We start from the raw sequence: 14,081 nt of genomic DNA on the forward strand, positions 1-14,081 counted from the left end.
TCAGTTCCCCTTCCTGGGCAGGCGCTGACGCGGATTGACGAGCATGGCCAAAAAGTCTGCGGCAAAATTGAGCGAGATGAAGATCGTCGAAAACAGCACGCCGCAGGCCAGCACCATCGGAATGTCGCGATAGGCAACGGCGTCGACCATCAGCTTGCCCATGCCGGGATAGTTGAACACCGCCTCGATCACCACGACATCGACGATCAGATAGGCCATGGTGATCATGCAGATCGAGACGATCGGCGACAGTGCGTTGGGCAGCGCGTGCTTGAGGATGATCCTGTTGCGCGGAATGCCTTTGGTCTCGGCCATCAGGATATAGTCGGAACTCATCACTCCGAGCACGGCAGCGCGGGTGAGTTTCATCACATGGGCCTGGGCCACCAGCACCAGGGTCAGCACCGGCAATGTCAGCGCCGAAATCCATGTCGGCAGGCTGGCGCTGGAGCGAACCATCGACAGCGGTGGAAACAGCCCCAGCTTGACCGCGAAGATGAAGACCAAGAGGTAGCCGATCAGGAACGACGGCATCGACAGGAAGATCGCGGAGATCGAACCGGTGGCGGTGTCAATCGCCTTGCCGCGGTTGATCGCCGCGAGCAGCCCGACGCCGACGGCCAGCGGCAGAACGATCGCCGCCGCCGAAAAGGCAAGGATCAGCGAGTTGATCAGCCGCGGCACCAACAGGTTGATGACCGGCTGCGAATTGGACAGCGAAGTCCCGAAATCGCCGTGCAGCGCATTGCCGAGCCAGTGGAAGTAGCGCACCGGCAAAGGTTGATCGAGGCCCAGCTCGGTACGCAGGGCCAGGACCGTTTCAGGGGTGGCATTCTGGCCGAGCAACGCATTGGCTGCGTCGCCCGGCAACATCGACGTTCCCAGGAAAACCAGGAACGAAATGAAAAAGATCGACACGAGCCCGGACGCAACCCTGGCGACTACGAACGATTTCACCGGGGAATTGGCGAACAGAGTCATGCCGTCTTGTCCTGTCAGGCGAACCAGACTTGCTCGATGGCGCGGTAGCCGGCCATCTGCAGGGCCGACGGCACGAAACCGTCGAGGTCGCTGGTCGTGCCTTCAACCGTGCTGGAGAAGAACGGAATGATGGTGCCACCATCTTCCCGGCAGATCTTCTGTGCGGTCGCATAGAAGGCCTTGCGCTTCTCGAGGTCAGGCTCGGCGCGCGCGGCGATAACGGCGGCGTCGAAGTCCTTGTTCACCCACTTGCACTCGTTGTTTCCTGATGTGCTGAGGAAGGCGACCGAGAAGATCGCATCGGCAGTCGGCCGGTCGGAACGGGCCGAAACATGGAACGGCGTCTGGCCGACGATGGTTTCCCAATAACCGTCCGACGGCTCGCGCTTGACCTCGATCGGAATACCCGCCTTGGCGGCGTGCTCCTGGAAGATCACCGCCATGTCGACGGCACGCGACGAGATCGCTTCCGAGGTCTGCAGCACCAGCGGACCCTTGAAGCCGGTCTTGTCGAACAGCTCCTTGGCGCGCTTCGGATCGTATTCCGTCTGCGGCAGGTCGGCGGCAAAGACCGGATCGCTCGGTGCAACCGGCGTATCGTTGGCGATGCGGCCGACGCCGACCGAGACACGCTCGAGCATGTCGGGACGGTTGACGGCGAGCTTGAGCGCCATGCGCATGTCGGGATTGTCGAACGGCGCCATGTCGGTGCGCATGTTGAAGCAGATGAAGCCGCGGCCTTCGGTGTTGTAGATCTTCAGGTTCTGCATCTGGCGCATCAGCGGCGCGGTACGAGCGTCGAGCAGCGTGGTCAGATGGATCTGGCCGCTCTGGAACGCGCTGCCAAGCGCCGAGGCATCGTTGATGGCGAGGAATTCGAGGCTGTCGACGAAAGCTGCGTCCGACTTGAAGTAGTTTTCGTTGCGCTCGGCTTCGAGAACCTCGCCCGGCGAAAACCGCTTCAGCTTGTAAGGGCCGGTGCCGACACCGTCGAAGGTCGTCGTCCCGGCCGGAACGATGCCCAGCGAGAACGCCGTCAGCATCGCGGGGAACATGTAGTTGGCTTCGGGCAGGTCGATGATGACGCGGTTCGGCCCATCGGCGCGGATATCGCTCACGCCCTTGATGATGCTGCGCATGTTGGAGCGCGACGCTTCTTCGGCATGGCGCTTCAGGGAGAACACCACGTCCTCGCTGGTAAACGCCTTGCCGTTGTGGAAGGTCGCGCCCTCGACCAGGTCGAAGATCCAGCTCTTGCCACCATTGGACGGCTCCCAGCTCTTGGCGAGGCCGGGCCGCAGTTCCATGTCGAGGCCATGGACCTCGATCAGCGAATTGTAGGTGATGCCGGACATGACCGCGGTATAGGGCGAACCGAACGTGCGCGGATCCAGCGAATCCGCCGTCGAAGCGCCACCGCTGGCCACGACAAGGTGCCCGCCGCGCTTGGGCTCGGCCGCCCATACGCCACCGCCGGGCAAAGCCGCCATCAGGCCGGAAGCCGCTGAGATCTTGAGCAGGCTTCGGCGCGAAATCGTAAACATCTTCCTCACTCCCTTTTTCGCAAATTGACCCGCAACGCCGCTTCTCTTGCGGCGTTCAGCAGGCATTCCCCTCTGCATTTCGGCTTGGAACCAAAGCGACAGGACGCAGACCCTGCCGTTCCTCCGTGGTCAGTCGCCGGCTTCTCCTTTCGCCAGGTCGCCCAACTGACGCGACTTGACGAACTGCAGACGTCCGTAAACGAGGTTTCTGGCCGCATCGGGCTCACGCGCCTCGATGCAGGCGATTAGCGCGCGCTGGAACGCCACCGCACGACGGGCCACGTCAGGCGAAGATCCCCTGACATAGAGCGGCATCAGGACATGGCTTAGCGCCCTGAATTGCGCTGCCAGCACCCGATTGTGTGAGGCGGCGACGACGCAGCCGTGAAAGTTGATCGCCGCCCAGGTGAACTCCTCGGCGTCGTCGACCAGACGCTCGGCCTCGGCCAGCGCATCATGCAGCGCCTTGATGTCGGCACCGGTCGCATTGCTGGCGGCAAGCCCCGCCGCCATCACTTCGATGGCGATCTGCGTGTCGAGGAGTTCCTCGGTGCTTATCCCGATCAGCTTCAGCTGGATGGCGATGGTCTCGGCCAGCCGCTCCGAATTGCCTTCGGCGACAAAGATCCCGCCTTTGATGCCGACCTTGACCTCGATCACGCCCGACGCCTGCAGCGAACGCAAGGCATCGCGCATGGTCATGCGGCTGACGCCGAACTGCAGCGCAAGCGAAGCTTCCGAACCCAGCCGATCACCGGGCGCCAGCCTGCCGGCAAACAGCACGGTCCGGATCTGGTCGATCACACTCGCCGACAGCGTCGTCTGCTTGCCCGAAGACCACAGCCGCTCGGCCGGGCCAACCATCTGGGTAAGACCGCTACCTTCGGCGTCAGGTGCCTTTTGCATGTCGATCCCTTTGATAAGATATTTAGGACAAAAAAGATCATTCCAAGCCAAATATCAAGCGAAAAATGACGATTGCGCGCGCCAATTTTTTTAAACTATCATATATTTCAAGATTGGCGGTGACGAGCTCCCGCCTTCAACAATTTCAATCAGTTGAGTTGGATATGGTCACACAACATCTGATAGATCGCTCGTTGCGCATCGGCTCCGAGAGGGTTCGGGCGGCCGATCGCGAGATCCTGCCCGTCATCAACCCCGCCAGCGGTGAAACCGTCGCCGAAATCCCGGTTGCGACCACCGTCGACCTGGACAATGCACTGGCCGCGGCCGATACGGCCTTCCGCTCCTGGCGCAAGGTTTCGGCCTTCGAGCGCTACAAGATCCTGCGCCAGGCGGCGGCCTTGCTGCGCGAACGCGCACCTGCCATCGCCCGCTTCATGACGCTCGAACAAGGAAAGCCGGTCGGCGATTCCATGACCGAGGTGCAAGGTGCTGCCGACATCTTCGACTGGTATGCCGAGGAAGGCCGACGCGCCTATGGACGCATCATCCCGTCGCGCACAGCGGGTGTCCGCAGCCTGGTGTTCCGCGAGCCGATCGGCCCGGTCGCAGCCTTCACGCCGTGGAATTTCCCGGTCACCATCCCGGCGCGCAAGATCGCCGCTGCCCTTGCCGCCGGCTGTTCCTGCATCGCCAAGCCGGCTGAGGAGACACCTTCGCCGACGCTGGCGATTGCCCAGGCGCTCGCAGATGCCGGCCTTCCCGACGGCGTGCTCAACATCGTCTTCGGCGTGCCAGACCATATTTCGACGCACCTGATCGCATCGCCGATCATCAAGAAGATTTCGTTCACCGGCTCGACCCGCGTCGGCAAACACCTCGCCAGGCTGGCGGCAGACGGCGTCAAGCCGGCGACGCTCGAACTCGGCGGCCACGCTCCCACGATCGTTTTCGCCGACGCCGATATCGAGAAGGCCGCGGAGATGACGGCACGGTCCAAGTATCGCAATGCCGGGCAGATTTGCATCACGCCGACACGCTTTTACCTGCACGAAGCCATTCATGACCGGTTCGTCGCAAAATTCCGCGCCGTCGCTGCGTCACTCAAGCTGGGTGACGGCCTCGATCCTGCAACGCAGATGGGCCCCCTCGCCAATAGCCGCCGCATCGACGCCATGGAAAGCCTGGTTTCGGACGCGCAGCGCGCCGGCGCCCGCATCGAGCTGGGCGGCGAACGCAAGGGCGAGCGCGGCTACTTCTGGCAGCCGACCGTACTGACCGACGTACCGAACGAGGCGCGGATCATGAATGAGGAGCCGTTCGGCCCGGTCGCTGTGACACGTCGATTCAAGGACTTCGACGAGGTCGTTGCCGAGGCCAACAGGCTTCCTTTCGGCTTATCCGCCTATGCCTTCACCCGCGACACGACGACCGCCACGCGCATCGGCGACGAACTCGAATCCGGCATGGTCGGCATCAACAACATGATGCTGACGACGCCCGAGACCCCGTTCGGCGGGGTCAAGGAGAGCGGCTATGGCTCCGAAGGCGGGTCGGAAGGCCTTGATAGCTATCTCGTGACCAAATTCGTGACACAGGGTTGAAGCGCAGCGCAATGACCGAGCAATCCATTCCCAACTTCCGTGAGATCGGCGAAATCACCGGGTCGACGGATTCCCGCGACGTGCTGGCGCACGCCACCAAGCAGGCCGCCAGGAATTTCGATGACTATCTCATCGTCGACGTCGACGCCCATGTTTCGGAAGATCATTTCTGGTCGGAGATCATCGACCTGATCGACAATGACGTGCTGCGTCAGATCGGCCAGCACCAGGTCAAGGGCTTTGGCGGCCAGAACGCGCTGCTCAACATCTCACCGGGCCTGTCGCTGCAAAGCGTCGGCGGCCGCATCGGCCACCAGGGCCGGCGCGAGCCGGTAAGCGACGACAGTGTCCACCGCTTCATCTCGACCGCCCGCCGCAGCATGGATGCGATGGGTCTCGACTACCAGGTGGTGTTCCCGAGCGCCATGCTGCTGCTCGGCATGCACCCGCAGGACGAGATCGAGGTGGCGCTGGCCAAGGCGTTCAACCGCTGGATGATCGAACGCATCCTGCCGATCGACAGCCGCATGAAGGGCTTGCTCTATTTGCCCTTCAACACGCCCGAGGCGTGCGAAGAGCTGGTCGAGCGCTACGGCGACACCGAAGGCATCATCGGCTTCACCGTCTGCTCGACCCGCAACAAGCCGGTCCACCACGACTGCTACATGCGGCTCTATTCGATGATCCAGGAACTGGACAAGCCGCTGGCTTTCCACTCCGGCTATCACTGGGGCGATCCGTCCTTCGCGCAGCTCAACCGCTTCCTGTCGATGCATGCGCTTTCGTTCACCCACTACAACCAGATCCATCTCACCAATTGGATCGTCAACGCGATGCCCGAGCGCTTCCCCAAGCTCAACATGCTGTGGGTGGAGAGCGGCCTCGCCTGGATCCCGTTCCTGATGCAGCGGCTCGACCATGAAGTGCTGATGCGCCCCAGCGAGGCCCCTGGCCTGAAGCGGCTGCCGAGCGAATATATGCGCGAGATGTACTACACGAGCCAGCCGCTCGAGCGCACCAACATGAAGCTTCTCGAAGCGACCATGGAGGCGATGAACGCCGAGACCCAGTTGCTCTACTCCTCGGACTGGCCGCACTGGGACTGGGATTCGCCGGCGACCATCGACTCGCTGCCGTTCCTCTCCGAGCAGGCCAAGCGCAATATCCTCGGCCTCAACGCCGCGCGGCTGTTCAAGCTCGACACGACCCGTCGCAAGCCGCTGGCTGAGGACGTCCTCGCCAATCGCCCCAAAACCGCATCGTAATGGCACAGAACATGACGACATCAGAACATGGCGCTGGTTTCAGCGCGGCCGCCGCAGCGATAGCCGCATCTGCTGAGGAGGCCCTGGCATCCGGAACGCTCGACAGGGTGAGCGAGGCCGATATCGCCGTAGCACTCACAGCGCTCGGCAAGCTCTACGCAACCAAAGTCGAGAAGTCGGACAAGATTTTTCCGCCTGTCGGCCAGGACGCGCTGACCGCCACCGAGACAGCAGTCTTGGTCAGCGAACTGCTGCGCGCCGCCGATCTCAACGTCTTCGACCTCGCAATGTGGTTCCGGAGGGCATCGTGAGCGCCCCTGACATGGCGACGGCAGCGTCGCAACAGATCGTGTTGGGCCGTCACGACGAGCTCAAGAAGCGCCAACGCATGGTCATCGATGTCGACGGCACAGGCATCGGCATCTACTTCGTCGGCGAAGAAGTGCGCGCCTATCTCAACATCTGCCCGCATATGGGCGGACCGGTGTGTCAGGGCAAGATCATGCCGCGAACGCTGGAATTGGTGGCCGACAACGGCAAGAGCCTCGGCCTCGGCTTTTCCAAGGAACAGCTCCACATCGTCTGTCCCTGGCATGGCTTCGAGTTCGACATGTTGACCGGCCGTCACCCGATCGACCCAAAGGTCGGCCTGACTCCTGTTCCCGTGCAGGTAACCGACGGCAACGTCGTGGTGACAGTCGGGAGCCCACGGGCATGACGGCGATGGTGGAAACCGACGTCCTCATCGTCGGCGCCGGGCCGGTCGGGCTGACGCTGGGCATGATCCTGGCGCAGCGCGGCGTCGCCGTGACGATCCTTGAGACACGTCACCATGGCGAACCGCCGAACGTGAAATGCAATCACGTCTCGGCACGTTCGATGGAGATACTGAGGCGGCTGGGCGTCGCCGGCGCGGCACGCAATGCCGGCCTGCCCGAGGATTATGCCAACGACATCGCCTACCGCACCTCGATGACCGGCAAGGCGATCACGCGCATCCCCATCCCCTGCCGACGCGACCGCTTCACGGCAACCGGCGGGCCCGATACCGACTGGCCGACGGCCGAGCCGCCACACCGTATCAACCAGCTGTTCCTGGAACCGATCCTGTTCGAACACGCAGTGGCAATGCCGGGGCTGACGGTGCTCAACCGCACCGAATATCTGTCGCATGCCGAAACCAAGGATGGCGTGCAGATCAGCGCCCGCAACATAGACAGCTGCGAACAGACGACGATCACGGCGCGTTATCTCGCCGGCTGCGATGGCGGCCGCTCGCAGGTTCGCCGCGACATCGGCGCCAAGCTCGTCGGCGACGCCGTCGTGCAGCGCGTGCAGTCGACCTACATCCGTGCGCCGCAGTTGCTCGGCATGATGAACGACGCGCCGGCCTGGGCGAGCTTTTCGCTCAATCCACGGCGCAGCGGCAATGTTTATGCCATCGACGGCCGCGAGACCTGGCTGGTGCACAACTATCTGCGTGACGACGAGCCGGATTTCGACAGCGTCGACCGCGACTGGTCGATCCGCGAAATCCTCGGCGTCCGACCGGACTTTTCCTACGAGGTCCTGTCCAACGAAGACTGGTTCGGCCGTCGCCTCGTCGCCGACAGCTTCCACAAAGGCCGGGTCTTCATCTGCGGCGACGCAGCACATCTGTGGGTGCCTTACGCCGGCTACGGCATGAACGCCGGCATCGCCGACGCCGAGTGCCTGGGCTGGCTGCTTGCCGCCAACATCGCCGGATGGGGCAATGCAGGCATGCTCGATGCCTATGCCGCCGAGCGCCAGCCGATCACCGAGCAGGTCTCGGTCTTCGCCATGAACCATGCCCATGCCATGGCCAAGGAACGCAAGGTCGTGCCTGTCGACATCGAAGACGACACGGCAGAAGGTGCCGCCGCGCGCGAGGCGCTGGGACGCAAGATCTACGACCTGAACGTCCAGCAATATTGCTGCGGCGGCCTCAACTTCGGCTACTATTACGACCGCTCGCCGATCATCTCCTATGACGGGCAGGCGCAGCCGGCCTACTCGATGGCCGAGTTCACGCCGTCGACGGTGCCCGGCTGTCGCACGCCGCACATCTGGTTGGCGGACAAGCGTTCGCTCTATGACGCGATGGGCCCCGACTACACCTTGCTGCGCTTCGACCCGAGCCAGGACGCAGAGCCCCTGATGGCAACGGCAGCAGCACGCGGAATCCCGATCCGGCTGCTCGACGTCGTGCCCGGCAAGGATGGCTCAGGCCCGTATGCCGAAGCCTTCGTGCTGTCACGGCCCGACAGGCACGTCGCGTGGCGCGGCGATGCCTGCCCGACCGACCCCAACGCCCTGCTCGATACCATCACCGGCACTGCCGCCTCGGTGAATTGAGGCGGATCAATGCGAAATTTTCTGGAATTCTGGAGTGCCCGATGAAGATCATCGACTGTCACGCACATATGGCGGTGCCGCATCAGCTTCCCGCCTACAAGGCCAGCATCCTGTCGCATCGCGGCGCGCATGGCCGTAAGGCGCCGCCTGTTTCCAACGAGGCGCTGGAACAGGCCTTCAACCGCGTCGAGATGGCGCCGATGGGCCACCTCGCCTGTCTCGACCAGGCCGGCGTCGACATCCAGCTTTTGTCGCCGCGCCCGTTCCAGCTCATGCATTCCGAAGAACCCAAGAAGCTGGTGCACTGGTATGTCGAATACGCCAACGACATCATCGCCCAGGAATGCGCACTCTATCCGGAGCGCTTCTATGGCGTCGCCGGCCTGCCGCAGACCGGTGACAGCCCGATCACCGAGGCGCTGCCGGAGCTCGAACGCTGCGTCAAGGAATTCGGTTTCCGCGGCTGCCTGATCAACCCCGATCCGTTCGAAAACAATGGCCGCATGGCGCCGCCGATGGGCGATCGCTACTGGTACCCGCTCTACGAAAAGCTCTGCGAACTCGACGTCGTCGGCCATATCCATTCGGCAAGCTCACGGGCGCCTGAGCGCGAACCCTATTCGCTGCACTTCATCAACGAAGAGACCACCGCGGTCTACGGCCTGTGCAAGTCGACCGTGCTGGAAGACTTTCCCGAGCTTAAGATCCTGGTCAGCCACGGCGGCGGCGCGATCCCCTACCAGCTCGGCCGCTTCGACGCGACCACGGTGCCGCGCAATGGCATGTCGACATCAGGTGTGCGTTTCCGCGACAGGCTGCAGAAGCTCTATTTCGACACCGTGCTCTATTCGCGCGACGCGATCGAACTCCTGGTCAAGGTGGTCGGCGCCTCGCAGTGCCTCTACGGCGCGGAAATGCCCGGCGTCGGATCGTCGATCGATCCCGAGACCGGCGAGACCTTCGACACCATCATCCCGCACATCAACGGTCTGTCGTTCATCTCGAATGATGAACGCAAGGCAATCCTGGGCGGCAATGCCGCGCGGCTTTTCAGCATCGAAGCCTGAAGCCAGGTCACCTGAAGCGCAGCCTTGGAACAGCATGGAGGCTACCTATGGCGAAAATAGTCGGTTTCATCTGCACGGCCCACGGGCCGCAACTGCACACCACGCCTGACAAATGGCTGCTGCGCGTCCAGTCGGACCGAACCCGCATGCACCCGTTCCGGGGCGGCGTCTATTCGTTCGACCAGCTCTGCGAATTGCGCAAGGACGAGAACCTTGCCGAACGCAGCACCATGGCGGCGATGACTGCCAATTATGAGAAGTGCCACATCGCCAGCGAACGACTGGCCGATGCCTTCGATGCCATGAAGGCCGACGTCGCCATCATCTTTGGCAACGACCAGCACGAGATCTACGGCGAGGATTTGAGCCCGCCCTACATGATCTACTACGGCGACAAGATCCGCCATCATCCGGCGACCGAAGAGGGCCGCCGCCTGATGCCGCCTGGTGTCGCCGAGGGCGAGGCCGGGCACGCGCCGGAAGAGTATCGCGAATACGATACGGTGCCGGAGCTCGCCAAGCACATCATCGGCAATCTGGTCGAGAACGAGTTCGACATCACGGTCTCGCCAAAACTGCCGACACACAATCCGCGCACGACCGGCATCAGCCACGCCTTCGGCCATATCTACCGCCAGGTGATGCGCGACAAGGTCATCCCCAACGTTCCGATCTACCAGAACACCTTTTTCCCGCCGAACCAGCCGACCGCCCGCCGTTCCTACAAGTTCGGCCAGGTCGTCGGCGAGGCCATCCGCTCCTGGAACAGCGACGCCCGTGTCGTCGTGTTCGGGTCAGGCGGCATGAGCCATTTCACCATCGATGAGGACTGGGACGCCCGTTTCATGCAGGCGATGCGCGAAAAGGATGCCGAGTTCCTCAAGAACATCCCGCTTTCGGAGCTCCAGTCGGGCACTTCGGAGATGAAGAGCTGGATCACCACCGCAGGTGTCATGGAAGCCTACGACACAGAATTCCATGAAGTGGCCTATGTGCCTTGCTACCGCTCACCGGCCGGTACCGGCACCGCCCAGGGCATGTACTGGTGGGGCGTCAAGTCATGAGCGCAGAGTTGCTTGAACGGCTGCGACGGCTCGATGCCTGCACGGTCTCGGACGCGCTCGACGCACTCGGCCTGCCTGGTGCGGTCACCGGCATCGCCCGTCGCTCCGGCGGCGGCGTGGTGGCCGGGCGCGTTGTCACTGTCGCCCTCGCCGAAGGCCCGGCGCCGGCAGGCGCACCCAAGGTCCATCTTGGTGCCCGCGCCATCGAAGCCGGCGACGCCAACTCGCTGATCGTCGTTTCCCATCCCGGCATCGACGCCGGCGGCTGGGGCGGAGTGCTGACCCAGGCCGCGCGCCTTGTCGGCATCCAGGGCGTGATCGTCGATGGGCCGTTGCGTGACATGGACGAAGCCAACGGGCTCGACTTTCCGATCTTTGCCCGCGCGACCACCGTGCGCACGGCTCGCGGCCGCGTCCATGAGGTCGCAACCAACGTGCCCGTCACCATCGACGCGGTGATGGTGACGCCCGGCGACTACGTCATTTCAGACGGTTCGGGTGCGGTGTTCATCACCGCCGACAATGCGGAAAAGGTGATCCGGACCGGCGAGCGTATCGCTGCCAAGGAACGCCTGATGATCGAAGCCCTGAAGGCCGGCAAGCGGGTCTCCCAAGTGCTCGGCGCCGATTACGAAGACATGCTCGAGGCAATGCAATGACCGACCAGGCCGTGGAACGCGCCGGAAAACACGACTGCGCCACCTTGTCCGACGCCATGGACCGGCTTGGCATCGAAGGTGTCTGCCGGGGCATCAAGCCACGCGACCACAAGTTCAGGCTTGTCGGCCGCGCCTTCACCGTCCGCTACGTGCCGGTCGACGTGCTGGCACCGGGCAATGTCGGCGACTTCATCGACGACCTGCCGGCCGGCACCGTCGTGGTGCTCGACAATCGTGGCCGTGAGGACTGCACCGTCTGGGGCGATATCATGACCCAGTTGGCCAGCCACAAGGGCCTTGCCGGGACTGTCATCGACGGCGCCTGCCGCGACGTCGATCTTTGCCTCAGACTCGGCTATCCGATCTATTCGCGCAGCTATTCGATGAAAACCGGCAAGGACCGTGTCCAGGTCGACGCCACCGGCATCACGGTCGAGATCGGCGGTGCGCTGGTTCGCCAGGGCGACATCCTGGTTGGTGATGCCGACGGAGTCGTCGTCATTCCGAGCGCACGTGCAACCGAAGTTCTCGACCTCGCCGACGAGATCGCCATCGCCGAAAACGCCATCCGGAAAGCCATCACCGAGGGCATGTCGCTGCGCGATGCCCGCGTGAAGTACCGCTACCACTCACTGCAGACGCGCCAGTCATGAACAAGGTCGTCCGCAACATCGAACGCGCCGACAGCGCGACAATCGCCCGGCTGGCCAAGGCCGGCGTCGCCACCACCCACGAAGCGCTAGGCCGGACCGGCCTGATGAGCTCGCGCATGCGGCCGATCTATCCAGGTGCCGCCATAGCGGGAAGCGCCGTCACCGTCCTGGTGCCGCCCGGCGACAACTGGATGATCCATGTGGCCATCGAGCTGATCAAGCCAGGCGACATCCTTGTCGTGGCACCTTTCTCGCCGTCCGACGCCGGCTATTTCGGTGACTTGCTGGCGACCTCGGTCATGGCGCGCGGCGGCATCGGCCTGGTCATCGACGCAGGCGTCCGCGACATCCGCGACCTCACCCAGATGAAGTTCCCGGTCTGGTCGACAGCGATCTGTGCCCAGGGAACGGTCAAGGAAACAATCGGTTCGGTGAACGTTCCGGTCTCCTGTGCCGGTGCGGTGGTCAATCCCGGGGACGTCGTCGTCGCCGATGACGACGGCGTCGTGATCATCCCGCGCGAACTGGCCGATACCGTCGCACAACTTTCCGAGCGGCGCATCGCCGATGAGGAAGCCAAGCGCACAGAACTCGCCAAGGGCGTCCTCAGCCTCGACCTCTTCAATCTGCGCGGGCGCCTGAAGGACAAGGGCCTCGAATACTGACGCCGGACACGGCGCCGCAAACCAGTCAGCAGCAATGGGTGAACTCATGAAAACTCAGGTCGGGATCATCGGCGCGGGGCCAGCCGGCCTGCTTGTGGCGCGCATTCTCCAGCTCAACGGTATCGACTCGGTGATCCTCGAACGACGCACGCGGGCCTATGTGCTCGAGCGCGTGCGGGCGGGCGTTCTCGAATCGGGTACTGTCGACACGCTGCGCACCTACGGTATGGGTGAGCGCCTCAACCGTGAGGGCATTCCGATGCGCTCGATGCAGTTGTGCTGGGACAGGCAGAAGGCCGATATCTCGCTCGACGACGGTACCGGCCGGCACCTGACCACCTACGGCCAGCAGAAGATCGTCGAGGACCTGATCCTTCAACGCGAGGCCGACGGCCTGCCGATCGTCTTCGAAGCCGACGTATCGCGGCTCGACGGTATCGAGGACGCTCCGCGCATCCACTATCGCCAGAATGGCGAAGACAAGGTGCTGGAGTGCCAGTTCATCGCCGGCTGCGACGGCTACCATGGCGTCAGTCGCCGGCACATTCCCGGTTCGGACGAACATGTTTTCCTCACCGAATATCCTTTTGCCTGGCTCGGGATACTCGCCGAGGCGGCACCGCTCGCCGCCCGCCGCGGCTTTGCCCATTCGACGCGCGGCCTGGCTGTCGCCTCCGCCCGATCCGCGTCGGTCGGTCGGCTCTATCTGCAGGTTGCAACAGACGCCGACCCCAATGCGATGAGCGACCAGCAGATCTGGGACGAACTCGACATCCGCATGGATGACGGCACGGCCGCACAACTCAACCGTGGTCCGATCATCGAACGTTCGGTGGCGCGCCTGCGCGGCTATGTCTGCGAGAAGATGCGCCACGGCCGCCTGGCCATTGCCGGCGACGCAGCGCATATCGTTCCGCCGAGCGGCGGCAAGGGGCTTAACCTCGCGGTTGGTGATGCGCGCATCATGGCCGAAGCGATCCACCGTTTGCTGACGACCAACGACACCACCCTGCTCGACAGCTATTCGGAGATGTGCCTGCGCCGGATCTGGCCGACGGTCCACTGGGCCTGCTCGATGTGCGAGGCGCTGCACATCTTCCCCGGCCAGACGAGCTTCCAGACCCGGATGCAGTACCAGACGCTGAACCACTGGGGAAATACCGAGATCGGCCAGCAGCGGCTGCGCAAGGCCCAGCTCGGCCTGCCTTACGAAATCTGATCCGGACCAATTCCGGAACACGGCGACAAGCCGATCCCGGCGATAGGCCTTCAAAGGGAAAGGGCGGCGTTCCGATGG

14 protein-coding genes are annotated in these 14,081 nt (G+C 63.3%); 11 read left to right on the forward strand and 3 right to left on the reverse strand.

Annotated elements, in window-relative coordinates; all coding sequences use genetic code 11:
* From SLT36_RS28320 to SLT36_RS28330, 3 genes are all read right to left on the reverse strand, one after another.
* Entirely contained in the window at positions 1 to 981 is a 981-nt protein-coding gene (locus tag SLT36_RS28320; protein WP_246765456.1) for an ABC transporter permease, read from the reverse strand.
* Between the two features lie 14 nt (positions 982 to 995).
* Positions 996 to 2,525, reverse strand: coding sequence for an ABC transporter substrate-binding protein (locus tag SLT36_RS28325; protein WP_432288952.1), 1,530 nt, complete (start codon positions 2,523 to 2,525; stop codon positions 996 to 998).
* A gap of 129 nt (positions 2,526 to 2,654) precedes the next feature.
* Positions 2,655 to 3,431 (reverse strand): FadR/GntR family transcriptional regulator, encoded by a 777-nt coding sequence (locus tag SLT36_RS28330; protein ID WP_067967588.1) that lies wholly within the window; start codon positions 3,429 to 3,431, stop codon positions 2,655 to 2,657.
* Positions 3,432 to 3,595: 164 nt separating this feature from the next.
* On the opposite strand from SLT36_RS28330, the gene SLT36_RS28335 reads away from it, so the two are divergent.
* From SLT36_RS28335 to SLT36_RS28385, 11 genes are read left to right on the forward strand one after another with little or no spacing between them, the layout of a single operon-like run.
* Entirely contained in the window at positions 3,596 to 5,035 is a 1,440-nt protein-coding gene (locus tag SLT36_RS28335) for an NAD-dependent succinate-semialdehyde dehydrogenase (RefSeq protein ID WP_432288954.1), read from the forward strand.
* 11 nt (positions 5,036 to 5,046) lie between these two features.
* The gene (locus SLT36_RS28340) at positions 5,047 to 6,300 is read left to right on the forward strand and encodes an amidohydrolase family protein (protein ID WP_432288955.1); all 1,254 of its coding nucleotides are present in this window, start codon (positions 5,047 to 5,049) and stop codon (positions 6,298 to 6,300) included.
* Between the two features lie 11 nt (positions 6,301 to 6,311).
* Entirely contained in the window at positions 6,312 to 6,611 is a 300-nt protein-coding gene (locus SLT36_RS28345) for a hypothetical protein (RefSeq protein WP_157097240.1), read from the forward strand.
* A complete protein-coding gene (locus SLT36_RS28350) occupies positions 6,608 to 7,018 on the forward strand; it encodes a Rieske (2Fe-2S) protein (protein WP_210252501.1) in 411 nt (136 codons plus the stop codon). Before SLT36_RS28345 ends, SLT36_RS28350 begins: the two co-directional genes overlap by 4 nt.
* Complete coding sequence (locus tag SLT36_RS28355; RefSeq protein WP_432288956.1) at positions 7,015 to 8,676, forward strand: FAD-dependent oxidoreductase; 1,662 nt, start codon at positions 7,015 to 7,017, stop codon at positions 8,674 to 8,676. Before SLT36_RS28350 ends, SLT36_RS28355 begins: the two co-directional genes overlap by 4 nt.
* Positions 8,677 to 8,717: 41 nt before the next feature.
* The gene (locus SLT36_RS28360) at positions 8,718 to 9,743 is read left to right on the forward strand and encodes an amidohydrolase family protein (RefSeq protein WP_432288958.1); all 1,026 of its coding nucleotides are present in this window, start codon (positions 8,718 to 8,720) and stop codon (positions 9,741 to 9,743) included.
* A gap of 47 nt (positions 9,744 to 9,790) precedes the next feature.
* The gene (locus SLT36_RS28365; protein ID WP_067967568.1) at positions 9,791 to 10,807 is read left to right on the forward strand and encodes a hypothetical protein; all 1,017 of its coding nucleotides are present in this window, start codon (positions 9,791 to 9,793) and stop codon (positions 10,805 to 10,807) included.
* On the forward strand, positions 10,804 to 11,466 hold the full coding sequence (locus SLT36_RS28370; RefSeq protein WP_432288959.1) for an RraA family protein: 663 nt from the start codon (positions 10,804 to 10,806) through the stop codon (positions 11,464 to 11,466). Before SLT36_RS28365 ends, SLT36_RS28370 begins: the two co-directional genes overlap by 4 nt.
* Positions 11,463 to 12,119 (forward strand): RraA family protein, encoded by a 657-nt coding sequence (locus tag SLT36_RS28375; RefSeq protein ID WP_432288961.1) that lies wholly within the window; start codon positions 11,463 to 11,465, stop codon positions 12,117 to 12,119. The genes SLT36_RS28370 and SLT36_RS28375 overlap by 4 nt, the downstream gene beginning before the upstream one ends.
* The gene (locus SLT36_RS28380) at positions 12,116 to 12,784 is read left to right on the forward strand and encodes a 4-carboxy-4-hydroxy-2-oxoadipate aldolase/oxaloacetate decarboxylase (RefSeq protein WP_432288963.1); all 669 of its coding nucleotides are present in this window, start codon (positions 12,116 to 12,118) and stop codon (positions 12,782 to 12,784) included. The genes SLT36_RS28375 and SLT36_RS28380 overlap by 4 nt, the downstream gene beginning before the upstream one ends.
* A gap of 46 nt (positions 12,785 to 12,830) precedes the next feature.
* Positions 12,831 to 14,003, forward strand: a complete 1,173-nt coding sequence (locus SLT36_RS28385) for a 4-hydroxybenzoate 3-monooxygenase (RefSeq protein ID WP_432288965.1) — start codon at positions 12,831 to 12,833, stop codon at positions 14,001 to 14,003.
* Positions 14,004 to 14,081: the final 78 nt, after the last annotated feature.

It is taken from the genome of Aminobacter sp. BA135 (genome assembly GCF_050859125.1).
Classification (GTDB): domain Bacteria; phylum Pseudomonadota; class Alphaproteobacteria; order Rhizobiales; family Rhizobiaceae; genus Aminobacter; species Aminobacter ciceronei.